A 19,074-nucleotide genomic window follows, 5' to 3' on the forward strand; every position below is an offset into this window, starting at 1 on the left:
CCGCCGAAGATGCCGCCGCCGCCGCTGCCGCCGCCGCTGCCACCGAGGCCGCCGCCGCCGCGAAACGTGTTGGTTGTTGGGTTGCCGCCCTTCGCGTTGTTGTTGGCGAAGCTGACATTGCTCAGCGTCACGTCGGCCGACTGGTTGACGAACAGCGCGCCGCCCGCCCCCATGCCGCCGCCGGCGCCGTTGCCGCCGCCCTGGGCGAGGCCTGCGGACAGGATGACGTTGCTGATCGCCACCTGAGGGCGGTCCGCGATGATCGAGCCCGCCACCCCCGCGCTGGTCTGCGTCGCGGTGTCAACGCCGACCATAAAGATGCGCTGCGAATTGTTGCCGCTGATGGTGAACCCGTTGCCGTTGATGGTCACCGAGTTGAAGATCGGCGACAGCGGCCCTGACAGCGTGACATTGGTCTGCAGGTTGATGATGAAGCCGCCGGGGGGCGTGGAAGCATTGATCTGCGCGAGCGCGGCGCTAAGCGTGCCGGCGCCGCTAGTCGAGCCCCCCGAGGTGGTGCCGGTGTCGTTGGCGACCGTGACGTTGATCACCGTCTGGGCCTGCGCTCCGGTCGCGAGCGCGCCGAGCAAGACGCCGGCGAACAGCGCCGCGCGCGTCATCGCCGCGCGCATGGTCGCCGCAAAGCGGCTAATCGATCGCTTGCGCCCAACAACGGCCGCGCCGGTTTCCAGCGCGCCTTCAGACGCTACAAAATAAGACAACCCAAACCTCCCCGCAGCCCAAATAGCGACCGTTGAAATTCCATTGCGCCGTTGCGGCGCCGGTCGCGCATGGACCCGTTAAGCGGGGCTCTGTGGAATCAGGTTTAGCGGGGGAACATCGCGGAGTCCGACCAATATCGGCATCCAACAAAGCGCGCCGCCGTATTTGGCCGACTGCGTCACTAATATCACAGGAGGAACGCGGATATCGACATCACCAGTTGGCTTTGGAGAGGCGTCGTTCGGGAAGCCGCCACCTCACCACGCATACCGCACGACGCCCTTGCCGGCGTAGCTCCTGGTGAGCTGAGAGAACTCGCCTTCGAAAGTGCCGGCGGCGGACCAGCCGTTCAGCCATTTCTTCTCGGCAGAGGCGGTGACGAGCGCGGAGTCGGTGGCTTGCGCGGCGCCGCCAACGACAAAGGATGCCCCCGGCAGCGTCTGGAACGTCGCACCGATATTGCGGCCGGGGTTGAAATCATGCGCCCATGCCAGGCGCCCTCGCAGCGTGAAGATTCCGTCCGCCATCGCATATGATTTGTCGCTGCGAAGGCCGAGCTCGCTGCGCGTATCAGTGACACTCTTCGAGGCGTAGGCGAGCGCAAAGGTGTTGACGCCGGTTACCGCCTGCTCGGCATAGGCCGGCAGGTCGAAGGTGGTGAACTGTCCTGCCGCGTAGGGCGTGATGCCGATGCCGCCCATCCACGGGCTGACAAAGCGATAGCCGCCTTCGACGCGACCCGAGAAGGCATTGGCGTTGAACTGCGCGCGCAACTGGTCGATGCCGGCCACCGTCACGGTGCGGTTGGTGGTGATGTCCTGCCAGCCATAGGCCAACGCGCCGGAGAGATACGCCGCACCCGCATTGTGCCGGACGAAGGCGCCGGCCTGGAACAGGTCAGATCGGCCAGAGCCGCCATTGACGACGCTGAAGTTCGTACCACCGCCGGCGAGCGCAAAGCCCGCCAGCGTATTCGGCGAGATACGGTAATCGGCGCCGACCGCGATGCCTGCGATGCGGCTGGTCGTGTTGTTGGAGCCGAGTGTCGTGTTGCCGTCCGTGGTCTGCGAGCCGCCATAGCCTGCCGCCCACACGCTCCAGCGCTGCGCGAACGGATCGGCCATGACGGGCGCCTGGGTGAACATCGCATTGGCGTCCCGCGCCGCACCGGAACGCGGTCTGTCCGGTGAGGCGTAGGCCGACGCGCCCGCGGATGATCCCGCTGAAACGCCATCGCCGCGACCGTCGATGAAGGGATCGGTCAGCACCCCCATGAACTGGTTCATTGCGTTGAAGGTCGTCTGCTGCGAGCCGGTCGCGGTCTCGCCGGAGGTTTGCGACAGCGCGGCTGAAAGATTGCTGCCGGTGAGACCAAACAGCGCGACAAAGCCCGGCGGCAGCGCGCCGCCATTGTTGAAGAAGTTGTTGAGCGTGGATGTGACGGTCTGCCCATTGCCCGGCAGCGAGGTGCCGGCGCCGAGCGAGGCCGTGAGGTTCAGCAACACATCGGACAGCGTGTAGCTCAGGCCGACAGTGAAACCGGGCAGGCTGCTGCTCACGCCGCTGAAGGTGGTGCCGCCGAGGCCGCCGGCCGCCGACAGGATGGTGTAGCTCTTGCGGACATAGGTTCCGGGCAGGAAGCTCGTCTGCACGGTGCCGCCGGTCAGGCTCGCGATGCCCGTGACATTGGCGCGGTCGGCGGCCGATGGCGAGACCTCGACGCGGTAGATGCTGCCGGCGCCGAACGCCAGATCGCCGCCGACCGTCAGCGTGCCGATCGAATTGCCGGGCGCGAGCACGCCGCCGGCGTTGACGGTGGTATTGCCGACGGTGCCGTTGCCGCCGAGCGTGCCACCGGCATTGACCGTCACCGCCGAATTGGCGATGGAGCCGTTGACCGCCAGCGTGCCGCCATTGACCGTGGTCGGCCCGCCATAGGTGTTGGTCGCGGTCAGGATGGTGGTGCCGTTCTCCACCGTCACCGACCCCGCGCCAGAAATGACCGGGGCGAATGTGTAGTTCGAGGCGGTGTGGTTGAAGACGATGCTGCCGGTGCCTGCCCCGAACACGACCGAGGGCGTGGTCAGCGTGCCCGGCGCGGCCGCGGCCTGACCGGAGGCGGCGCCGATATTGAGCGTGCCGGTCGAGCCGAGGTTAAGGGCGATTTGCATGCCCGAAGCCGCCGAGACGGCGCCGCCATTGGCGATCGTCAGCGTGCCGGTGCCGGAATAGCCAACAAAGAGCGAGCCGGAATTGGTCCAGGACGAGCCGGCGCCATCAACCGTCACGGTGCCGGTGCCGGCAAAGAGCCCGAGATAGACGATGGTGGCGTTGCTCACCTTGCCGCCGTTCCGGATCGTCAGCTTGCCGATACCGGAACCGCCGACCCAGAGGTCGCCGGAATTGGTCCAGGACGAGCCGGCGCCATCAACCGTCACGGTGCCGGTCGAATAGTAGCCGAGGAAGCCGTAGTTGTTGCTCACCGTGCCGCCGTTCTGGATCGTCAGCGTGCCGGCGCCGGAATAGCCAACAAAGAGCGAGCCGGAATTGGTCCAGGCCGAGCCGACGCCATCAACCGTCGCTGCGCCGGTCGAGCCGGCATTGAAGCCGAGAACGCCGGTGACGTTGCTCACCTTGCCGCCGTTCCGGATCGCCAGCGTGCCGGTGCCGGACCCGCCGACCACGAGGCCGGAATTGGTCCAGGAGGAGCCGGCACCGCCAACCGTCACGGTTCCGGTCGAGCCGACATTGTTGCCGAGATAGCCGGTGTTGCTGCTCACCGTGCCGCCGTTCCGGATCGTCAGCGTGCCGGTGCCGGAATTGCCGACAGAAAGATCGCCGGAATTGGTCCAGGACGAGCCGACGCCATCGACCGTCACGGTGCCGGTCGAGCCGGTATTGATGCCGAGACCGCCGGTGACGTTGCTCACCTTGCCGCCGTTCCGGATCGTCAGCGTGCCGGCGCCGACATAGCCGACCTCGAGGTCGCTGGAATTGGTCCAGGACGAGCCGGCGCCATCCACCGTTACGGTACCGGTCGAACCGAAATTTTGGCCGAGAACGCCGGAGGCGCTGCTCACCGTGCCGCCGTTCCGGATCGTCAGCGTGCCGGTGCCGGAATTGCCGACAGCGAGGTTGGTGGAATTGGTCCAGGCCGAGCCAGCGCCATCGACCGTCACGGTACCGGTCGAGCCGACATTGGACCCGATCAAGCCGATGTTGGTGTTGCTTACCGTGCCGCCGTTCTGGATCGTCAGCGTGCCGGTGCCGTAATAGCCGACAGCGAACAAGTTGGAAGCGGTCCAGGCCGAGCCGGCGCCATCAATCGTCGCGGTGCCGGTCGAGCCGGCATTGAAGCCGACATAGCCGTTGAAGTCGCTCAAGTTGCCGCCGCTCTGGATTGTCAGCGTGCCGGTGCCGGAAATGCCGACAAAGACAGTGTTCGCTTGCGCGCCGGCCGCTCCGACCACTGTGGCATTGGGCGCGACCGTGTCGATATTCACGTCGACCGCGCTGGTTGGAACGCCGGCCGACCAGTTGCCGGCGGTGAACCAGTCGGTTGAGGTGGCGCCGGTCCAGTCGGTGGCGCGCGATGGCGTCGATGTCGCCAGGACCAGTCCGAGCGCCACCGTGGAGCTGGTGCCCAGCAGGCGACGGGACAACGCGGCCAAGGTCAGCGCCGCAAAGCGGCTAATCGATCGCTTGCGCCCAACAACGGCCGCGCCGGTTTCCAGCGCGCCTTCAGACGCTACAAAATAAGACAACCCAAATCTCCCCGCAGCCCAGATAGCGACGTTTGAAATTCCGTTGCGCCTTTGCGGCGCCCGTCGCGCATGGACCCGTTAAGCGGGGCTCTGCGGTATCAGGTTTAGCKGGGGAACATCGCGGAGTCCGACCAATATCGGTCATCCGACAAAGCGCGCGCCATATTTGGCCGATTGCGTCATTAATATCACAGGAGGAACGCGGACAGGAATATGACCGTCACCAGTTGCCTAAGAGGCGAGGTCCGTTGCGGGTCATTCGCGACCGGGTCGAACCAGTTAGCGGCGCCTCGCAGGGCCAATGCGGCTTGATGGTATCACCGCGGACATGATTCAAGCTCCGAAACTGGAGCCTCGAATCATGCACTACGAACTCAGACGCACCGAGGTCATCCGGCTTTTCAGCGCAGGGCCGGGAGCGGAGCCCACTCGCCGCATGATGCCATCATGCCCCTGTTTTGCCCGACGGGTCAATTGATTTTCGTAAAATACGAACCTAGTGATTTCGACGACTTGGCTACTGTGCATGGGGTTGTTTTTGACTTTTTTGTTTCGTGCGATCCCGGGCGGCCCTCCTCATGTTGTGGTTCAACGGCCCGTGCCGGAGCTGGTTCATCCTTGGGGCCCCTTCGAACCCGACGGCGCAAGCCCACGACAAAGCGGCATGAACCAGACAGAGCCTTCAGCCGAAGCGCAGATCGCAGCGATCATCGCCAGCGCTGCAAAGCAGCCGCTGCTCGATGCGGCCTTCGAGCTCTGGTGCCGGCGCTACCGGCTCGACACACTCGACGGACGCCCGACCGACGAAGAGGTGCGCGTCTATCGCACCCTCACCCCGCAGCAGATGGCCGAGAAATACCGCTACGACCGCGACCACGCCCATGAGGGACCGATGTTCGGTTATGTGAAGCGCGCCCATCCACGCGCCGATGACGCAGCAATCCGGCAGGCCATCATCACCGCCGTGAAGTTCGAAGATGCCACCTTCGAGCACTTCAACTGGATAGGCGATTTCTGGGGGTGCGTCGTGCGCGCCGTCGCGCGCGCGGCCGCTCAATATCCGGACTTTCTCGAGACGACTTATCGCGACGCCCGCAACAACGTCGCCTACTACTACAAGTGAGCTAGAAGCACAGCGTGGTGACGAGCTTGCCCTGCTTGTCCTTGATCGCATAGGGGCAGCGCAGCCGCTCCAGCGCCTTCTTGGCGTCCTCGTCGCCGAGCGCGGCAGCGCGCTCGTAATAGGCCTTGGCGGCGTCCTTGTCCTTGGCACCGCCGCGGCCTTCCTGCGCGAAGGCGCCCATCCGCTCCAGCGCGCCGGGATGGTTCTGCGCCGCCGCCTTCTCGAACATCGCGCGCGCCGCGACGTCGTCCCTCTCGCCGCCGTTGCCGTTGGAGAGCATCAGGCCGAGCTGGTACTGCGCCTCGGCGTTGGTCTCGGCCGCCCTGCCGAGCAGAGCGCGCGCCTGCGCGGGATCGGCCGGCGCAGCACCGCCGGCGCCGCCGAGCGCGGCAAGATTGCTGACACCGCGAGGATTGCCGGCCTGCGCAGCCTTCTCGAACAGCTTTCGCGCTTGTGCTTCGTCTTTCGCGACACCGGAGCCGGTGCCGTAGGCGACGCCGAGTTCGACCATCGCCGCGCTCGATCCCTTGTCGGCCGCCTTGCGCCAGGCGGCGATCGCCTCCGCCGTCTGCCGGTTGGCGGCATAGGCGCGGCCGAGCGCGAACATCGCGCGCCGCGACGACGGTGCGGCCTGCTTGCAGAATTTGACGGCGGTCGCAATGTCGGAGGCAGCAAGCTCGGTCACGCCCTTCACATCGGCCGGCTTGTCGGGATCGCTGGGATCGGCGGCCAGCCGATCGCACAGGACGAGATCGGCCGATTGGGCATGCGCCGATAACGGCGCTGCAAGCGTGAGGAGAATGGCAAGGAGACAAGTCCGCATGGGCGCCACGTTGCGTCTCTGCTCCGGCAAATTCAAGGCTCGAGTCCCGATTGGCGCAGCACCGGGACGACCTCCGGCGATGCCAGATAGCGCAGCAGCCGATCGGCCGCTTCGGCATGTCTGGCGTTGGCCATGCGGCCGGCGGAAAACACGGCCGGAGTCTGCAAATCGTGCGGGATCGGGCCGACGACCTCGATGCCCTCGACCTGCTTCAGCTCACTGATCTGCTGCACGGCGAGGTTAGCCTCACCGCTGACGAGCCGCTCCGCCGTAAAGCCCTGCTCGACGATGGTGGCCTTGGCGTTGATCTCGGCTGCGATGCCCCATCGCTGGATCAATTGGGCGAAATAGACACCGCTCGCGCCCAGCCGCGAATAGGCGACGGATCGCGCCGCGAGCAGCGACTTGCGCAATGCAGCTTCGCTGGAGATGTCGGGATGCGCCTGCCCTGCCCGCACGGCGATGCCGACGAAGGAGCGCGCCAGATCGGCCGCGCTACCTGCGGCCACGCGGCCCCCGCCGATCATCTCGTCGAGCCCCTCACGGGTCAGGATCACGAGATCGGCGGCCTCGCCGTCGCGTAGCCGTTTCAGCAGTGCCAGGGTTGGCGCGAAGTCGGCATCGACATGGAGGCCGTGAGCGGCCTCGAAGGCGGAGGACAGGCTGCGCATCGCGCCCATCAGGCCGAGCGTCGAGAGCATGCGAATTTTTTCCATGGGCTATTCCTGTCGCGATCAGGCGCGGTGCATCAGCTTGAGCGCGGCGGTCAGGCGCAGGCTGCGCTTGCCGGCGAGCGCCGTTGCCTCCAGCACCGCCTGCTCCGCGTCATAGGTGCCGGAGAAACCGATGCCGACCTCGTGGCCGCCGAAGATCGGATCGTCCTTGGCCGGCGTGTGCTCCTGATTGAGGATCTGGCCCTTCCAGCGGCCATTCGCAGCAGTGTAGCTGCCGAGATAGTAGAACGAGGCATCGCCGCCGAGGATGCGGCCCTGATTGAGCAGCATCACGCCGGTGAGCCCGCCATCGACGCCGTCGAGCATGCGCAGGTGCACCGAATAGAGACCATCGGCGATGCCGGCCTCGCCGACGCCGCCCGCGATCGGCACCTCGTCTTCGGTGATCGGCGTCATCACCGACTGGAACGGCACGCCCGGCAGCTCTTTCAGCTCGCCCTTGAAGCGATAGAGATCGCCGTCGGCCCAGCCTTTCGCAAGCAAGGTCGCATCGTCGGTGCCGGCCATGGCGCGGTAGTTGGGGTCCGGGTTGTGGCGGACCGTCTTGATGACGATGTCGACGCCGGCTTCGGTCCTCTCATAGCTGCCGATATGGGCGAAGGCCGAATTGCCGCCAAGCATCTTGCCATTGCCGGCATGCATCACGCTCCGGCCGACCGCGTCGCCGAGCTGAAATCGCACCTTGTAGAAGCCTTCAAACACCAGCCGTGTCCCCGGCCCCGCGCATCCCGGGGCATTCTATCCCGGTTTCGCCGGCGATGGACAGACTTCAAGCCGGCATGGCCGGCAGACCCACAACAACGGCTGTCATCGGAATGCAAAAATCCGCCGGAGCCTTTTCGGCTCCGGCGGATTGAAGACCAACCCGGGCCAGCCCCCCGGCCCGGGCCGGGAGGATCCTAGGCCGCGGCCTTCTTGTCGGCCGGCACGGACGCGATCGTCTTCAGGATCTGCGAAGCGATCTGGTATGGGTCGCCCTGCGAGTTCGGACGGCGGTCTTCCAGATAGCCCTTGTAGCCGTTGTTGGCGAAGGAGTGCGGAACGCGGATCGAGGCGCCGCGATCGGCAACGCCGTAGCTGAACTTGTTCCACGGCGCGGTCTCGTGCTTGCCGGTCAGACGCTTGTCGTTGTCCGGGCCGTAGACGGCGATGTGGTCCATCAGGTTCTTGTCGAAGGCCGCCATCAGCGCCTCGAAGTACTCCTTGCCGCCGACCGTACGCATGTACTCGGTGGAGAAGTTGGCGTGCATGCCGGAGCCGTTCCAGTCGGTGTCGCCGAGCGGCTTGCAGTGGAACTCGATGTCGATGCCGTACTTCTCGGTCAGGCGCAGCATCAGGTAGCGGGCCATCCACATTTCGTCGGCGGCCTTCTTGGAGCCCTTGCCGAAGATCTGGAATTCCCACTGGCCCTTCGCGACTTCCGCGTTGATGCCTTCATGGTTGATGCCGGCAGCCAGGCAGAGGTCGAGATGCTCTTCGACGATCTTGCGGGCAACGTCGCCGACGTTCGAGAAGCCGACGCCGGTGTAGTACGGACCCTGCGGGGCCGGATAGCCGGAGACCGGGAAGCCGAGCGGACGGCCGTCCTTGTAGAAGAAGTATTCCTGCTCGAAGCCGAACCATGCGCCGGCGTCATCGAGGATGGTGGCGCGCTTGTTGGAGGCGTGCGGGGTCTTGCCATCGGGCATCATGACTTCGCACATCACGAGCACGCCGTTGGTGCGCGCGGCGTCCGGGAACACGGCGACCGGCTTCAGCACGCAATCGGAGCTGTGGCCTTCGGCCTGCTGCGTGGAGGAGCCATCGAAGCCCCAGAGCGGAAGCTGCTCGAGCGTCGGGAACGACGCGAATTCCTTGATCTGTGTTTTGCCGCGCAAGTTCGGAGTCGGCGTATATCCGTCGAGCCAAATGTACTCGAGCTTATACTTGGTCATTGAGCCTCTCTGTAGATGATGCGAAAGGTGGGGTTGAGAGCCCCCGCACGTTTGTACCCGGCCATCATCGGCCGACCCTCTACAAGCATTTTGCGTGCCAAAAGGCCGCAGCGCGGGAGGTTTTCCACCGCGGCCGGGGTCGGCCCGCCGACGGCAAACCATCCCCGGCGGCGTGCGTCATAGCCGCGCACCTTCGCGTGAAGCTGCACTGCAAAAATCCCGCGGAAAACGCCTGATTCTGGAGCAGACGCACCGTTGCCGGAGGTTGCCGATGAAACGCGCATCAACGTCCGGCAACTTTCGCAAAGTCCTGCGCCCTGCCTAGCAACCTTTGGAATGGCCCAGGCGTTAGCCACCGACACGGTGCCTTAGGGGATGCAGAGGGTCACATGCCTACAGATTGGGCAGCAACTGATTTCCTTTTCAGCACTTTCCAATTCGGGATGCGCGGCCGATATGGGGAATCCAGTAACCACAATCGAACGAGTCGGGCGCACCATGGAGGCCAAGGCGCTTCGACCCAGGAGCAATCGCAATGATGAATAATGGTCTGAATCACGGATCTGCAACGATCTACCAATTCCCTGTCGGGGGCCGCGCGGCTCTCGCCGGACGCCGCTATGGCGACACCCGCCTTCCCGCCGATCATGCTTCGCTTCCTGCGAACGTCTCGATCTGCAGCGACAGCTGGTACCACCAGGATGCGGTCGACGAAGCAAAGCCCAAATGGGAACGCTAATGTTTGTGTTTGGTATGATACCGCCGCGCTCGCGCAAGCGTCCGACGGAAGTTTGAAAAAGGGTCGAAACAACGAGGTTTCGGCCCTTTTTGATTCCTGCTGGACTCCCGGCTAGAGGGCGGGCTTTTCGATCACCGTGCAGGAAGTGACCGGCCGCTTCAGATGCTGGACCGTGGTCGCTCCGGTCTTGCCGATCCTCAGCGTGATCCCTGCCCCCGAATAGCGGGTGCCAGAAAGCGCCAGCCGCTTCTTCAGCGTGACAGGTTCGCCGTCGATCTGGAGGAAGGCGCGTTTGTCATCGTCATAAAATCCCACGATGAACTGCGTACCATCGGCACAGCGATAGGTCCGGAACGTCTGCGCATCCGCCTGTCCCGCACCGATAATTCCGCCCGACAGCATGGTGATCGCCAAAACAATGGCCTTGTGCCGGCCCATGATTGCCCCCTGAATGCACTCAAGGACGCCGTAGTGCGTCCAGTGGAAACATAACCCAAGCTGATCTCATGCCAGATTCCCCTGCCCGCCACCTCGCCCTGCAAGGCGCCAGCAATTTTCGCGACCTCGGCGGCTATCCGACCATCGATGGCCGCACCACGCGCTGGCGCCACATCTTCCGCTCCAACCATCTCGGCCAGCTCACGCCCGCCGACGTCGAGATCGTCCGCGCGCTGGGCGTGCGCAGCGCCTTCGATTTTCGCGGCGTCGAGGAGCGCGCGGCCGGTGTCTGCGTCGTGAACGAGATCACGGTGCATTCACTGCCGATCGAGCCGTCGGTCGTGGCCGCGCTGCGCGCCGAGCTTGCCAAGGGCACGCTCACCGCACCGGTTGCGCTCGAGCTTATGCGGGAGTCCTACCGCAACTATGTCCGCCACAACACGCACAGTTTTCGCGCGCTGTTCGGCCATCTGCTGGAAGACCGCGCGCCGCTGGTGATCCACTGCACCGCCGGCAAGGACCGCACCGGCTTTGCAAGCGCGCTGATCCTGCATGCGCTGGGCGTGGCCGACGAGGTCATTGCCGAGGACTACCTGTTGACCAACCAGCACTACAAGCGGGACGCATCGAACGCTTCCGATCTTCCCGCCGACGTCCTCGATGCGATCGGCAGCGTCGAAGCCTCGTATCTTGGTGCTGCCTTCGAGGCCGTCTCCAACGAATATGGCGATCTCGAAACCTACTTGCGCGACGGCCTCAAGCTCGGCACACCGGAGCAAACCGCGCTGAAGGCGCGTTATCTGCAATCGTAAGCGGCCGCGCCGGGAGAACGACGATGCAAGGCAAGGTTCTGATCGTGACGGGCGCGCTCGGCGCACTTGGCAAGGTTGTCGCCGAGACGGCGTTGGCGCGCGGCGCGCGCGTGGCCGGCATCGATCACGCGCCCTCGCAGATGTCGGCAACGCCCGAACGCATCGAGATCGGCGGCGTTGATCTGTCCGACCCAGCACAAGCGAAGACGGCGGTCGAGGCGGCGGCAAAGCACTTCGGCAGGCTGGATGCGCTGATCAACATCGCCGGCGGCTTCGCGTTCGAGACCGTGGGCGACGGCGACATCAAGACGTGGCAGCGCATGCATGCGCTCAACGTGCTGACGGCCCTCAACACCTCGCACGCGGCGCTGCCGCATCTCGCCGCGTCCGGGGCTGGCCGCATCGTCAATATCGGCGCCATTGGCGCGCTTCAGGCAGGTTCCGGCATGGGCCCCTATGCGGCGTCGAAAGCCGGCGTGCATCGCCTCACCGAGGCGCTTGCCAACGAGTGGAAGGGCAAGGTGACCGTGAACGCGGTGCTGCCGTCGATCATCGACACCAAGGCCAACCGCGCCGACATGCCGAAAGCGGATTTCTCCAAATGGGTGACACCGCAGGAACTCGCCGAGGTGATCCTCTTCCTCACCAGCGATGCCGCGAGCGGCGTCACCGGCGCGCTGATCCCGGTGAGCGGCCGGGTTTAGTCCGGCACCAATAGCCGCAGATTTCCTTTGAAGCGGATGCTCTGCTTGCCGGCGAGCGCAATGCCTTCGCCGTAGGCGGTCTCGCCGGTGTAGGTGCCGCTGAAGCCGATGGTCACGACCTTGCGGCCCCACACCGGGCGCTCGTCGAACGAGGGCGAGTGTTCCTCGTTGGTCAGCTCGCCCTTCCACTTGCCGTCGGCCGAGGTGTAGCTGCCATAGGCGAAGAAGAATGAATCGCCGCCTCGCATGGTGCCGTCGCGCAGGACCATGACGCCCTGGTTGCCGCCCTGGACGGCATCCAGCATCTCGATGCGAATGTGATAGAGGCCATTCCTGATTGTCATCTTCGTAAAGCGCCCGACTGTCCCGGTCGCAGGATAACCGCACCGTCGGTTCCCGATCAAATGGCGCAGAGCCACAACTGCGTTCCGGGCTAAACTGGCCGCAACTGATTCTCGGATCGGAACGCAAGACCCGGACGCTTTCCTTGGAAACCGCGCTTTATCTACCCGTCAAACGCTTCCTCGAAGAGCTCGGCTTCACGGTCAAGGGCGAGATCGGCGGCTGCGATCTCGTGGGCCTCAGCGCCGGTGATCCGCCTGTCGTGGTGATTGGCGAGCTGAAGCTCGCCTTCAATCTCGAGTTGATCCTCCAGGCGGTCGATCGTGCATCGGCAGCCGATGAGGTCTGGATCGCCGCAAAAATGTCGATCCGCGGCAAGGGACGCGAGAGCGATGCGCGTTATCGCAACCTCTGCCGCCGCCTCGGCTTCGGTATGCTTGGGGTCACTGACCGCGGCCAGGTCGAGGTGCTGGTGAAGCCGCCGACGGCAGCGCCGCGCCGCGAGCCGAAGGTCCGTTCGCGCCTCGTCGCCGAGCATCAGCGCCGCCAGGGCGATCCCGTGCTCGGCGGCAGCACCCGCGCACCGATCATGACGGCCTATCGCCAGCAGGCGCTGGTCTGTGCGTCGGAACTCGTCGGCGGGCCACGAAAGGTGCGCGAATTGCGCAAGCGCTGTCCCGATGCCGGCAAGATCTTGCTTAACAATGTGTATGGCTGGTTCGAACGTGCGGACCGGGGAATCTACGGGCTGACCGAGGCCGGACACGCGGCGCTGAAACGCTGGCCGCAGGCACCGATGAAAGAAACGCCCCGCGAGGCATCGCCCCCCTAGCGGAAATCACGTCGGGAGACAGCGCATGATCGTTGTGACTGGCAGCGTAACGGTCCGCACCGAGACGTTCGACGAGGCGCGCCGCCTGAGCCTCGAGCATGTTCATCGGTCGCGACAGGAACCCGGCTGCATCTCCCATGGAGTGCATGTCGACTGCGAGAATCCGCTCAGGCTGGTGTTCTTCGAGCAATGGGCCGACCGCGCCGCGCTCGCCGCCCACTTTGCGGTACCTGCATCCGGCGAGTTCGTGCGCACCTTGCGCTCGCTGGCCACGGGGCCAACCACGCTCGACCTCTATGAGGCCGACAGGCTCGAAAAGCTGTGAGCGCATAGCTGTGATGCCACACCAAATTCATATTGCAATGCAACATCTCCGGCACTAGGTATCCCGGCATCAAACCGAGGCCGTTATGAGCGCAGACTGGAACACCAAATATGGCACGCGGCGCGTGCGCCACGATCCGCCGACCCTGGACGAGGCGATCTTCGCCGCCGTCGGCATCACCGACGATCATGAGCAGCAGGCCGAGATCGCAGCAGCGCTGATGGGGATGCCGATCGAAATCGTGCAGGCCGAGGTGAAGAAGCAGGCCCGCACCAACGGCCGCATCACCGCCACACGCGTGATCGCAGGCGAACAGGGTGCGCAGCGCTCGGTGGTGGTCGAACGCCGTGTCGTCCGCCGCTTCGGCAACGACAAGCGCACCGGTACCTGAGCGCTCAATTCCCTATCCCCAATACGAAAGCGGACCGGTTTTGCCGGTCCACTTTTTTGATTCCAGTCCGCGTTGGGATTTAGGCGGCGCGATTGCCGTACATGCTGGAGATGATCTTCCAGCAGGTCGAGTTGAAGCTGAGAAGAGCGCGGCCGGCCGTGAAGGGCGAGGCCGCGAGTTCAGCGAGCTCGGCCTCGGGCGTCTTGGCGAGATCGATCGTGCCGGTCGATTCGCCATGGCGGAATTGCAGATTCGCTCCGAACTTCCTGGCGAGCGCCCGCATGGCGCGATTCTCGGCGCCGGTCGTGATGCGCAGGCGCTTGTAGCCTTTCCAGCGCGCTTCCGCGATCAGCCGGCTGAACAAGATGGTGCCGACATTCTGGCGCCGTGCCGAGGCTTCCACGCTGAAGGCGACCTCGGGCAACGAATCGTCCTCCGGCGGATGCAGCTCGGCCGCACCGCGGACCACGCCGTCGACGATGTAGGCGACAATCACGGTGCCATCCTCGGCGCAGCGGGCGGCGTAACGCTCGATGAAGCTGTCGTCGAGAAAGCCGTTGAAACGGTCGTGCCGGCTTGCGGAATCAAGCCGCAGGAGGTGATCGCGCAGAAGCGGCAATTCTTCCTGCTGGCTCAAGGTCCGCACATAGCCCGGAACGGGCGTCGTGCGGGTCGTGTCTTCAAGTATCACGTCAAAACTCCTCTTGGTGTCCCTCGAGGAGGCGTTCGAATCCCTAGGTCCCCAATATTGTGCGTCGCAGCATATTTTTCAAGACGGGTACCTGCCCAAGTTTCAGGCATCGAAAGCGACCAATTCGTTAATAAAATCAAGCCCCCGTAGTCATACGAGGACCAGCTGAGTCTGGGTCACCACGGCAACCAGCTTGCCGTCCTCGGTCTCCAGCCGGGTGCTCCAAACCTGGGTCCGCCGTCCCCGATGGACCGGTGTAGCCGTGGCGATAACCGTGGTTCCCTCCTTCGCCCCGCCGATGAAGTTGGTCTTGCTCTCGAGCGTCGTGGTGCCCTTGGCATCCTCCGGCAGATTGATCACGGTCGCGGCAGCACCGACGGAATCGGCGAGCGCCATCACCGCGCCGCCGTGGATGGTGTGGTGGAGCGTGCAGAGGTCGGGCCTGACCGTCATCCGTGCCACCACGCGGTCCTTCTCGGCCTCGACGAATTCGACGCCCTTGAGCTCGGCAAACGGCATCTTCATCGCTTTAAGTTTCTCGAGCGGCGTCATCGGATCTCCTCCCAATTCATTGTTGTCTCAGCGTGAATTGCTTCGGGCGGCAAAGCAATGACGTCCGAGGTAATGGCCCTGCTGACATCGGCGACGGCATTTGCGCATATGCTCTTCCCATGCGCCACTTCCCGCCCCGCCGCATCGTCTGCCTGACCGAAGAGACGGTCGAAACGCTGTACCTGCTCGGCGAGCAGGACCGCATCGTCGGCGTCTCCGGCTACGCCGTCCGCCCGCCCCAGGTGCGGCGGGAGAAGCCGCGGGTGTCGGCCTTCGTCTCCGCGGACATTCCGAAGATCCTGGCCCTGGAACCGGAGCTGGTGCTGGCCTTCTCGGACCTCCAGGCCGGCATCGTCGCCGATCTCGTGCGCGCGGGCGTGGACGTCCATGTTTTCAATCAGCGCGACATCGCCGGAATCCTGGCGATGATCCGCACACTCGGCGCGCTGGTCGGCGCGGCTGAGCCCGCCGAGGTACTCGCTCACGGGCTTGAACGGCGCCTCGCCGAGATAGCGGCAGCATCTCGCCCCTCGGCGCGGCCAAAGGTCTATTTCGAGGAATGGGACGATCCGTTGATCTCCGGCATCGGCTGGGTGTCCGAGTTGATCGAGATCGCCGGTGGCGAGGATGTGTTTCCGGAGCTGCGACATCGGCAGGCGGGAAAGGATCGCATCGTCTCGGCGGAGGCGGTGCGCGAGTCAGCACCCGACGTGATCCTCGCCTCCTGGTGCGGCAAGAAGGTCGTCCCTGCCCGCATCCGCGCGCGCCATCGCTGGAACGAGATCCCCGCCGTGCGCGACGACCGCATCGTCGAGATCAAGTCGCCGATCATCTTGCAACCGGGGCCGGCGGCGCTGACGGATGGGCTAGATGCGATCGTGACGGCGTTGTGGGGTGGACTCAAATAGCCTGATCGCAGCTTTCGTGTCCCGGACGCGCTGCAACGCGTCAGCGTTGCTGCGCAGAGCCGGGACCCATCTCGATACGGAGTTCAGTGCAGCGTGGGCCCAGGCTCTGCGGCGCACCGCACCGGACGATGCTTCGCATCGCCGGGGGCGCTGCGCCGCGTCCGGCGCACGAGACCTTCTTCAGGTCACCGCGTTCACGACCTGATATTCCGGCCGACGCCAGACCTCGCCTGCGATCACCTCCTCGATGATCTCGGCTGCTCGCATGATCTCGCTCTCCCCAATGTAGAGCGGTGTAATCCCGAACCTCATAATGTCGGGCGCGCGGAAATCGCCGATGAGGCCGCGGGCGATCAGGGCCTGCATGGCGGCGTAGCCGCCGTCGAAGGCGAAGGAGATTTGTGAGCCGCGGTGCTCGTGCGCGCGCGGGGTGACGAGCTTGAGCTCGGGGCAGCGGCGTTCGACCTCGGCGATCAGGAGATCGCCGAGCGCCAGTGAACGCGCACGGACCTCACGAATGTCGACCATGTCCCAGATGTCGAGCGAGGCCTCCAGCGCCGCCATTGCAAGCACCGGCGGGGTGCCGACGCGCATGCGCTCGACGCCGCCGGCCGCCGCGTAGCCAAGCTCGAACGCAAACGGCTTTGCGTGACCCATCCACCCCGACAGCGCGGCACGCACGCCGTCGGCGTGGCGCGGGGCGACGTAGAGGAAGGCCGGCGCCCCGGGGCCGGCGTTGATGTATTTATAGGTGCAGCCGGCAGCGAAATCGGCGCCGCAGCCAGCGAGATCGACCGGCAGCGCGCCGGCGGAATGGGCGAGATCCCAGACCGTGACGATGCCGAGCGCATGCGCCTTTGCGGTCAGCTTCGCCATGTCGTGGCGGCGGCCGGTGCGATAGTCGACCTCGGTGATGTAGAGGACAGCGATCTCCTCCGACAACGCGGCCTCGATCTCCTCCGGCGCCACCAGGCGCAATTGATGGCCGCGGCCGAGCGTCGCGATCAGGCCCTCGGCCATGTAGAGATCGGTCGGAAAGTTTCCGGTGTCCGACAGCACGACCTTGCGCGCGGCGTTCATGTCGAGCGCGGCGGCGAGTGCCTGGTAGACCTTGAGCGACAGCGTGTCTCCGACCATCACGGAGCCGGCTTCCGCACCGACCAATCGCGCGATGCGATCGCCGACATGGCGCGGCTGGGCATACCAGCCCGCACTATTCCAGGCGCGGATCAGCTCGTTGCCCCACTCGGCCGTGATGACGTTGCCGACGCGCTCGGCAACGCCCAGCGGCAGTGCGCCAAGCGAATTGCCGTCGAGATAGATCACGCCCTCAGGCAAATGGAACAAAGCCCTGGTGTCGTCATAGACGCGAAGCTTGGTCATGGGATCTCTACAGGATCGTGCGGACGCGCCAGAGCTCGGGGAACAGCTCGACCTCCAGCATGCGCTTGAGATAGCTGACGCCGCCGGTGCCGCCGGTGCCGCGCTTGAAGCCGATGACGCGCTCGACCGTCGTGACATGGTTGAAGCGCCAGCGCCGGAAGTAGTCCTCGAAATCGACCAGCTTCTCGGCAAGCTCGTAGAGCATCCAATGCGTCTCCGGCGCTTCGTAGACGATCCGCCAGGCCTGGAGCACGCCCTCGTTGAAGCTGTGGGTCTCGCGAACGTCGCGCGCCAGCACGGACGCGGGCATCTTGAGCCCGTTGCGGTCGGCGAGCCGCAGCACCTCGTCGTACAGGCTCGGCGTGGCAAGCTCGCCCTCGAGCAGCCTGGTCGTTTCCACATCGTGCGCGTGCGGCTTGAGCATGGCGTGGTTGCGGTTGCCGACCAGAAATTCGATCAGCCGGTACTGACGCGACTGGAAGCCCGAGGACTGGCCAAGCTGCGAGCGGAAACGCGTATACTCGCTGGGCGTCATGGTGCGCAGCACGTCCCAGGCACCGTTGAGCTGCTCGAAGATGCGCGACATCCGCGCCAGCATCTTCATCGCGGGCTGCACTTCGTCCCTGGCGATGGCGCGGCGCGCGGCGCTGAGCTCGTGGATGGCAAGCCGCATCCACAGCTCAGTGGTCTGATGCTGGATGATGAACAGCATCTCGTCATGGGCCTCCGAGAGCGGATGCTGCGCGCCGAGGATCGCATCCAGCGCCAGATAGTCGCCGTAGGACATACGCCGGGCGAAATCGGTCTCGGCGCCTTCGCTCGTGGGATCGTAATCGCTGGACGTCATGGCAGGCCCTTTCGATCGATCGATCCTCGCCGCGTCAGTCGAGGCCGATCAGGCGCGCGGTGATCGGGGACGACGGATCCTTCAGTCCGTCGACCACCGTAAAATGGTTGAGCCCGGGATCGACGACGAGGCGCGTCGGCACGTCGAAGCCGGTCCAGACATTGGCGATCAGATCGGACTGACGCATGAATTCGGGCCGCTCGCCACCGCCGACCCAGGCCGTGACCGGCGAATGTCCCCGCGGCAGGTGCAGCGCCGCGCTTTCAAGCGTCGCCTCCTCCATGGTCATGCGCAGCGTCTCGTTCATCTTCGTCTTCAGCAGCGGTCGCAGATCATGCAGCCCGCTGATCGAGAGCGTGCCGGCGATGCGGTTGTAGACGGCAGGCTCGAGCCGGCTGTCGTTGCACAGCATGCGCGTGACGAGATGGCCGCCCGCGGAATGGCCGGCGAGCCGGATCGGGCCGGAGACGAGCGAAGCCGCCTTGGTGATCGCGGCGGTGATCTCTGCGGTGATGTCGGAGATGCGCGCGGCCGGCGTCAGCGTGTAGCTCGGCAGCGCCACCGTCCAGCCGTGATGCCGCGCGCCTTCGGCCAGATCGGTCCAGGTCGACTTGTCGAAGCGCATCCAGTAGCCGCCGTGCACGAAGACGACGAGGCCCTTGCTGTCGCCGTCTGGCAGGATCAGGTCGAGACGCTGGCGCTCGCCCGGGCCGTAGGCGACGTCCGCGCGGAAGTCTTTCAGGCCGGCGCGGTAAGCCGCCGCCCGCTCCGCCCATTGGGCCGGCATCTTGTCCGAGCCCGGAATATGGGCCGAATTGGCATAAGCATCATCCCAATCGCGCATCGTGACACCCAAGGATTCGGCCGTCGAACTGGGCGCCAGTCTGCCACCAGTCAGGACGGCGTCCTAGTCTTTCTTTTAAGCTTAAAGCATTTGGACGCGCCCGTGTTTCGGGCAGCGGCCGTCCCGGCCGAGATGCCGTAGGGTGAGCAAAGCGAAGCGTGCCCA

The 19,074-nt window shown here is 65.0% G+C and carries 20 protein-coding genes and 1 pseudogene; 8 read left to right on the forward strand and 13 right to left on the reverse strand.

Features of this window, described 5'->3' with window-relative positions; translation table 11 throughout:
* A pseudogene (locus AC1DW2_RS38870) lies at window positions 1-722 on the reverse strand (hypothetical protein); the annotation flags it as partial.
* A gap of 258 nt (window positions 723-980) precedes the next feature.
* Complete coding sequence (locus tag AC1DW2_RS38875) at window positions 981-4,487, reverse strand: autotransporter domain-containing protein (protein ID WP_477008652.1); 3,507 nt, start codon at window positions 4,485-4,487, stop codon at window positions 981-983.
* Window positions 4,488-5,151: 664 nt separating this feature from the next.
* Here AC1DW2_RS38875 and AC1DW2_RS38880 point away from each other — a divergent pair.
* The gene (locus tag AC1DW2_RS38880; RefSeq protein WP_477008653.1) at window positions 5,152-5,610 is read left to right on the forward strand and encodes a hypothetical protein; all 459 of its coding nucleotides are present in this window, start codon (window positions 5,152-5,154) and stop codon (window positions 5,608-5,610) included.
* A 1-nt stretch (window position 5,611) separates the two neighbouring features.
* Here AC1DW2_RS38880 and AC1DW2_RS38885 read toward each other — a convergent pair whose 3' ends face one another.
* From AC1DW2_RS38885 to AC1DW2_RS38900, 4 genes are all read right to left on the reverse strand, one after another.
* Window positions 5,612-6,433 carry a tetratricopeptide repeat protein gene (locus tag AC1DW2_RS38885; protein WP_477008654.1) on the reverse strand — a complete coding sequence of 274 codons (822 nt, stop codon included), beginning with the start codon at window positions 6,431-6,433 and terminating at the stop codon, window positions 5,612-5,614.
* A 32-nt stretch (window positions 6,434-6,465) separates the two neighbouring features.
* The gene (locus AC1DW2_RS38890; RefSeq protein ID WP_477008655.1) at window positions 6,466-7,149 is read right to left on the reverse strand and encodes a substrate-binding domain-containing protein; all 684 of its coding nucleotides are present in this window, start codon (window positions 7,147-7,149) and stop codon (window positions 6,466-6,468) included.
* Window positions 7,150-7,167: 18 nt separating this feature from the next.
* Complete coding sequence (locus tag AC1DW2_RS38895) at window positions 7,168-7,869, reverse strand: GrlR family regulatory protein (RefSeq protein ID WP_477008656.1); 702 nt, start codon at window positions 7,867-7,869, stop codon at window positions 7,168-7,170.
* 197 nt (window positions 7,870-8,066) lie between these two features.
* Window positions 8,067-9,101, reverse strand: a complete 1,035-nt coding sequence (locus tag AC1DW2_RS38900; RefSeq protein ID WP_477008657.1) for a glutamine synthetase beta-grasp domain-containing protein — start codon at window positions 9,099-9,101, stop codon at window positions 8,067-8,069.
* 535 nt (window positions 9,102-9,636) lie between these two features.
* Here AC1DW2_RS38900 and AC1DW2_RS38905 point away from each other — a divergent pair.
* Window positions 9,637-9,840, forward strand: a complete 204-nt coding sequence (locus AC1DW2_RS38905) for a DUF2735 domain-containing protein (protein ID WP_028147811.1) — start codon at window positions 9,637-9,639, stop codon at window positions 9,838-9,840.
* Window positions 9,841-9,951: 111 nt separating this feature from the next.
* On the opposite strand, the gene AC1DW2_RS38910 is transcribed toward AC1DW2_RS38905, so the two are convergent.
* Window positions 9,952-10,278, reverse strand: a complete 327-nt coding sequence (locus AC1DW2_RS38910) for an MliC family protein (RefSeq protein WP_063983627.1) — start codon at window positions 10,276-10,278, stop codon at window positions 9,952-9,954.
* Window positions 10,279-10,346: 68 nt separating this feature from the next.
* Here AC1DW2_RS38910 and AC1DW2_RS38915 point away from each other — a divergent pair, with 68 nt between their 5' ends.
* Together AC1DW2_RS38915 and AC1DW2_RS38920 are read left to right on the forward strand one after the other, a co-directional pair.
* Window positions 10,347-11,090, forward strand: a complete 744-nt coding sequence (locus tag AC1DW2_RS38915) for a tyrosine-protein phosphatase (RefSeq protein ID WP_477008658.1) — start codon at window positions 10,347-10,349, stop codon at window positions 11,088-11,090.
* Window positions 11,091-11,113: 23 nt separating this feature from the next.
* Entirely contained in the window at window positions 11,114-11,794 is a 681-nt protein-coding gene (locus AC1DW2_RS38920; protein WP_477008659.1) for an SDR family oxidoreductase, read from the forward strand.
* Here AC1DW2_RS38920 and AC1DW2_RS38925 read toward each other — a convergent pair.
* The gene (locus AC1DW2_RS38925; protein WP_208086482.1) at window positions 11,791-12,138 is read right to left on the reverse strand and encodes a GrlR family regulatory protein; all 348 of its coding nucleotides are present in this window, start codon (window positions 12,136-12,138) and stop codon (window positions 11,791-11,793) included. The genes AC1DW2_RS38920 and AC1DW2_RS38925 overlap by 4 nt on opposite strands.
* Before the next feature lie 143 nt (window positions 12,139-12,281).
* Here AC1DW2_RS38925 and AC1DW2_RS38930 point away from each other — a divergent pair, with 143 nt between their 5' ends.
* The 3 genes from AC1DW2_RS38930 to AC1DW2_RS38940 all read left to right on the forward strand — a co-directional run bounded on the left by AC1DW2_RS38930 (window position 12,282) and on the right by AC1DW2_RS38940 (window position 13,684).
* A complete protein-coding gene (locus tag AC1DW2_RS38930) occupies window positions 12,282-12,968 on the forward strand; it encodes a DUF2161 domain-containing phosphodiesterase (protein ID WP_477008660.1) in 687 nt (228 codons plus the stop codon).
* Window positions 12,969-12,993: 25 nt separating this feature from the next.
* On the forward strand, window positions 12,994-13,293 hold the full coding sequence (locus AC1DW2_RS38935) for a putative quinol monooxygenase (RefSeq protein WP_038931808.1): 300 nt from the start codon (window positions 12,994-12,996) through the stop codon (window positions 13,291-13,293).
* Window positions 13,294-13,378: 85 nt separating this feature from the next.
* A complete protein-coding gene (locus tag AC1DW2_RS38940; protein ID WP_063983633.1) occupies window positions 13,379-13,684 on the forward strand; it encodes a hypothetical protein in 306 nt (101 codons plus the stop codon).
* 79 nt (window positions 13,685-13,763) lie between these two features.
* Here the strand turns inward: AC1DW2_RS38940 and AC1DW2_RS38945 are convergent, their stop codons facing one another.
* Both AC1DW2_RS38945 and AC1DW2_RS38950 read right to left on the reverse strand, forming a co-directional pair.
* Window positions 13,764-14,375, reverse strand: coding sequence for an N-acetyltransferase family protein (locus AC1DW2_RS38945; protein WP_477008661.1), 612 nt, complete (start codon window positions 14,373-14,375; stop codon window positions 13,764-13,766).
* A gap of 150 nt (window positions 14,376-14,525) precedes the next feature.
* The gene (locus AC1DW2_RS38950; RefSeq protein WP_028157491.1) at window positions 14,526-14,927 is read right to left on the reverse strand and encodes a PaaI family thioesterase; all 402 of its coding nucleotides are present in this window, start codon (window positions 14,925-14,927) and stop codon (window positions 14,526-14,528) included.
* 119 nt (window positions 14,928-15,046) lie between these two features.
* Here AC1DW2_RS38950 and AC1DW2_RS38955 point away from each other — a divergent pair, with 119 nt between their 5' ends.
* Complete coding sequence (locus AC1DW2_RS38955) at window positions 15,047-15,835, forward strand: cobalamin-binding protein (RefSeq protein ID WP_477008662.1); 789 nt, start codon at window positions 15,047-15,049, stop codon at window positions 15,833-15,835.
* A 180-nt stretch (window positions 15,836-16,015) separates the two neighbouring features.
* Here the strand turns inward: AC1DW2_RS38955 and kynU are convergent, their stop codons facing one another.
* The 3 genes from kynU to AC1DW2_RS38970 are packed head-to-tail and all read right to left on the reverse strand — an operon-like array spanning window position 16,016 to window position 18,909.
* Complete coding sequence (kynU, locus tag AC1DW2_RS38960) at window positions 16,016-17,218, reverse strand: kynureninase (protein ID WP_477008663.1); 1,203 nt, start codon at window positions 17,216-17,218, stop codon at window positions 16,016-16,018.
* Window positions 17,219-17,225: 7 nt separating this feature from the next.
* On the reverse strand, window positions 17,226-18,065 hold the full coding sequence (kynA, locus tag AC1DW2_RS38965; RefSeq protein ID WP_014495717.1) for a tryptophan 2,3-dioxygenase: 840 nt from the start codon (window positions 18,063-18,065) through the stop codon (window positions 17,226-17,228).
* Between the two features lie 34 nt (window positions 18,066-18,099).
* Window positions 18,100-18,909: an alpha/beta hydrolase gene (locus tag AC1DW2_RS38970; RefSeq protein WP_477008664.1), complete on the reverse strand. Its 810-nt coding sequence runs from the start codon at window positions 18,907-18,909 to the stop codon at window positions 18,100-18,102.
* Window positions 18,910-19,074 lie beyond the last annotated feature (165 nt).

The sequence above is a fragment of the Bradyrhizobium sp. P3_C3 genome (genome assembly GCF_056402655.1).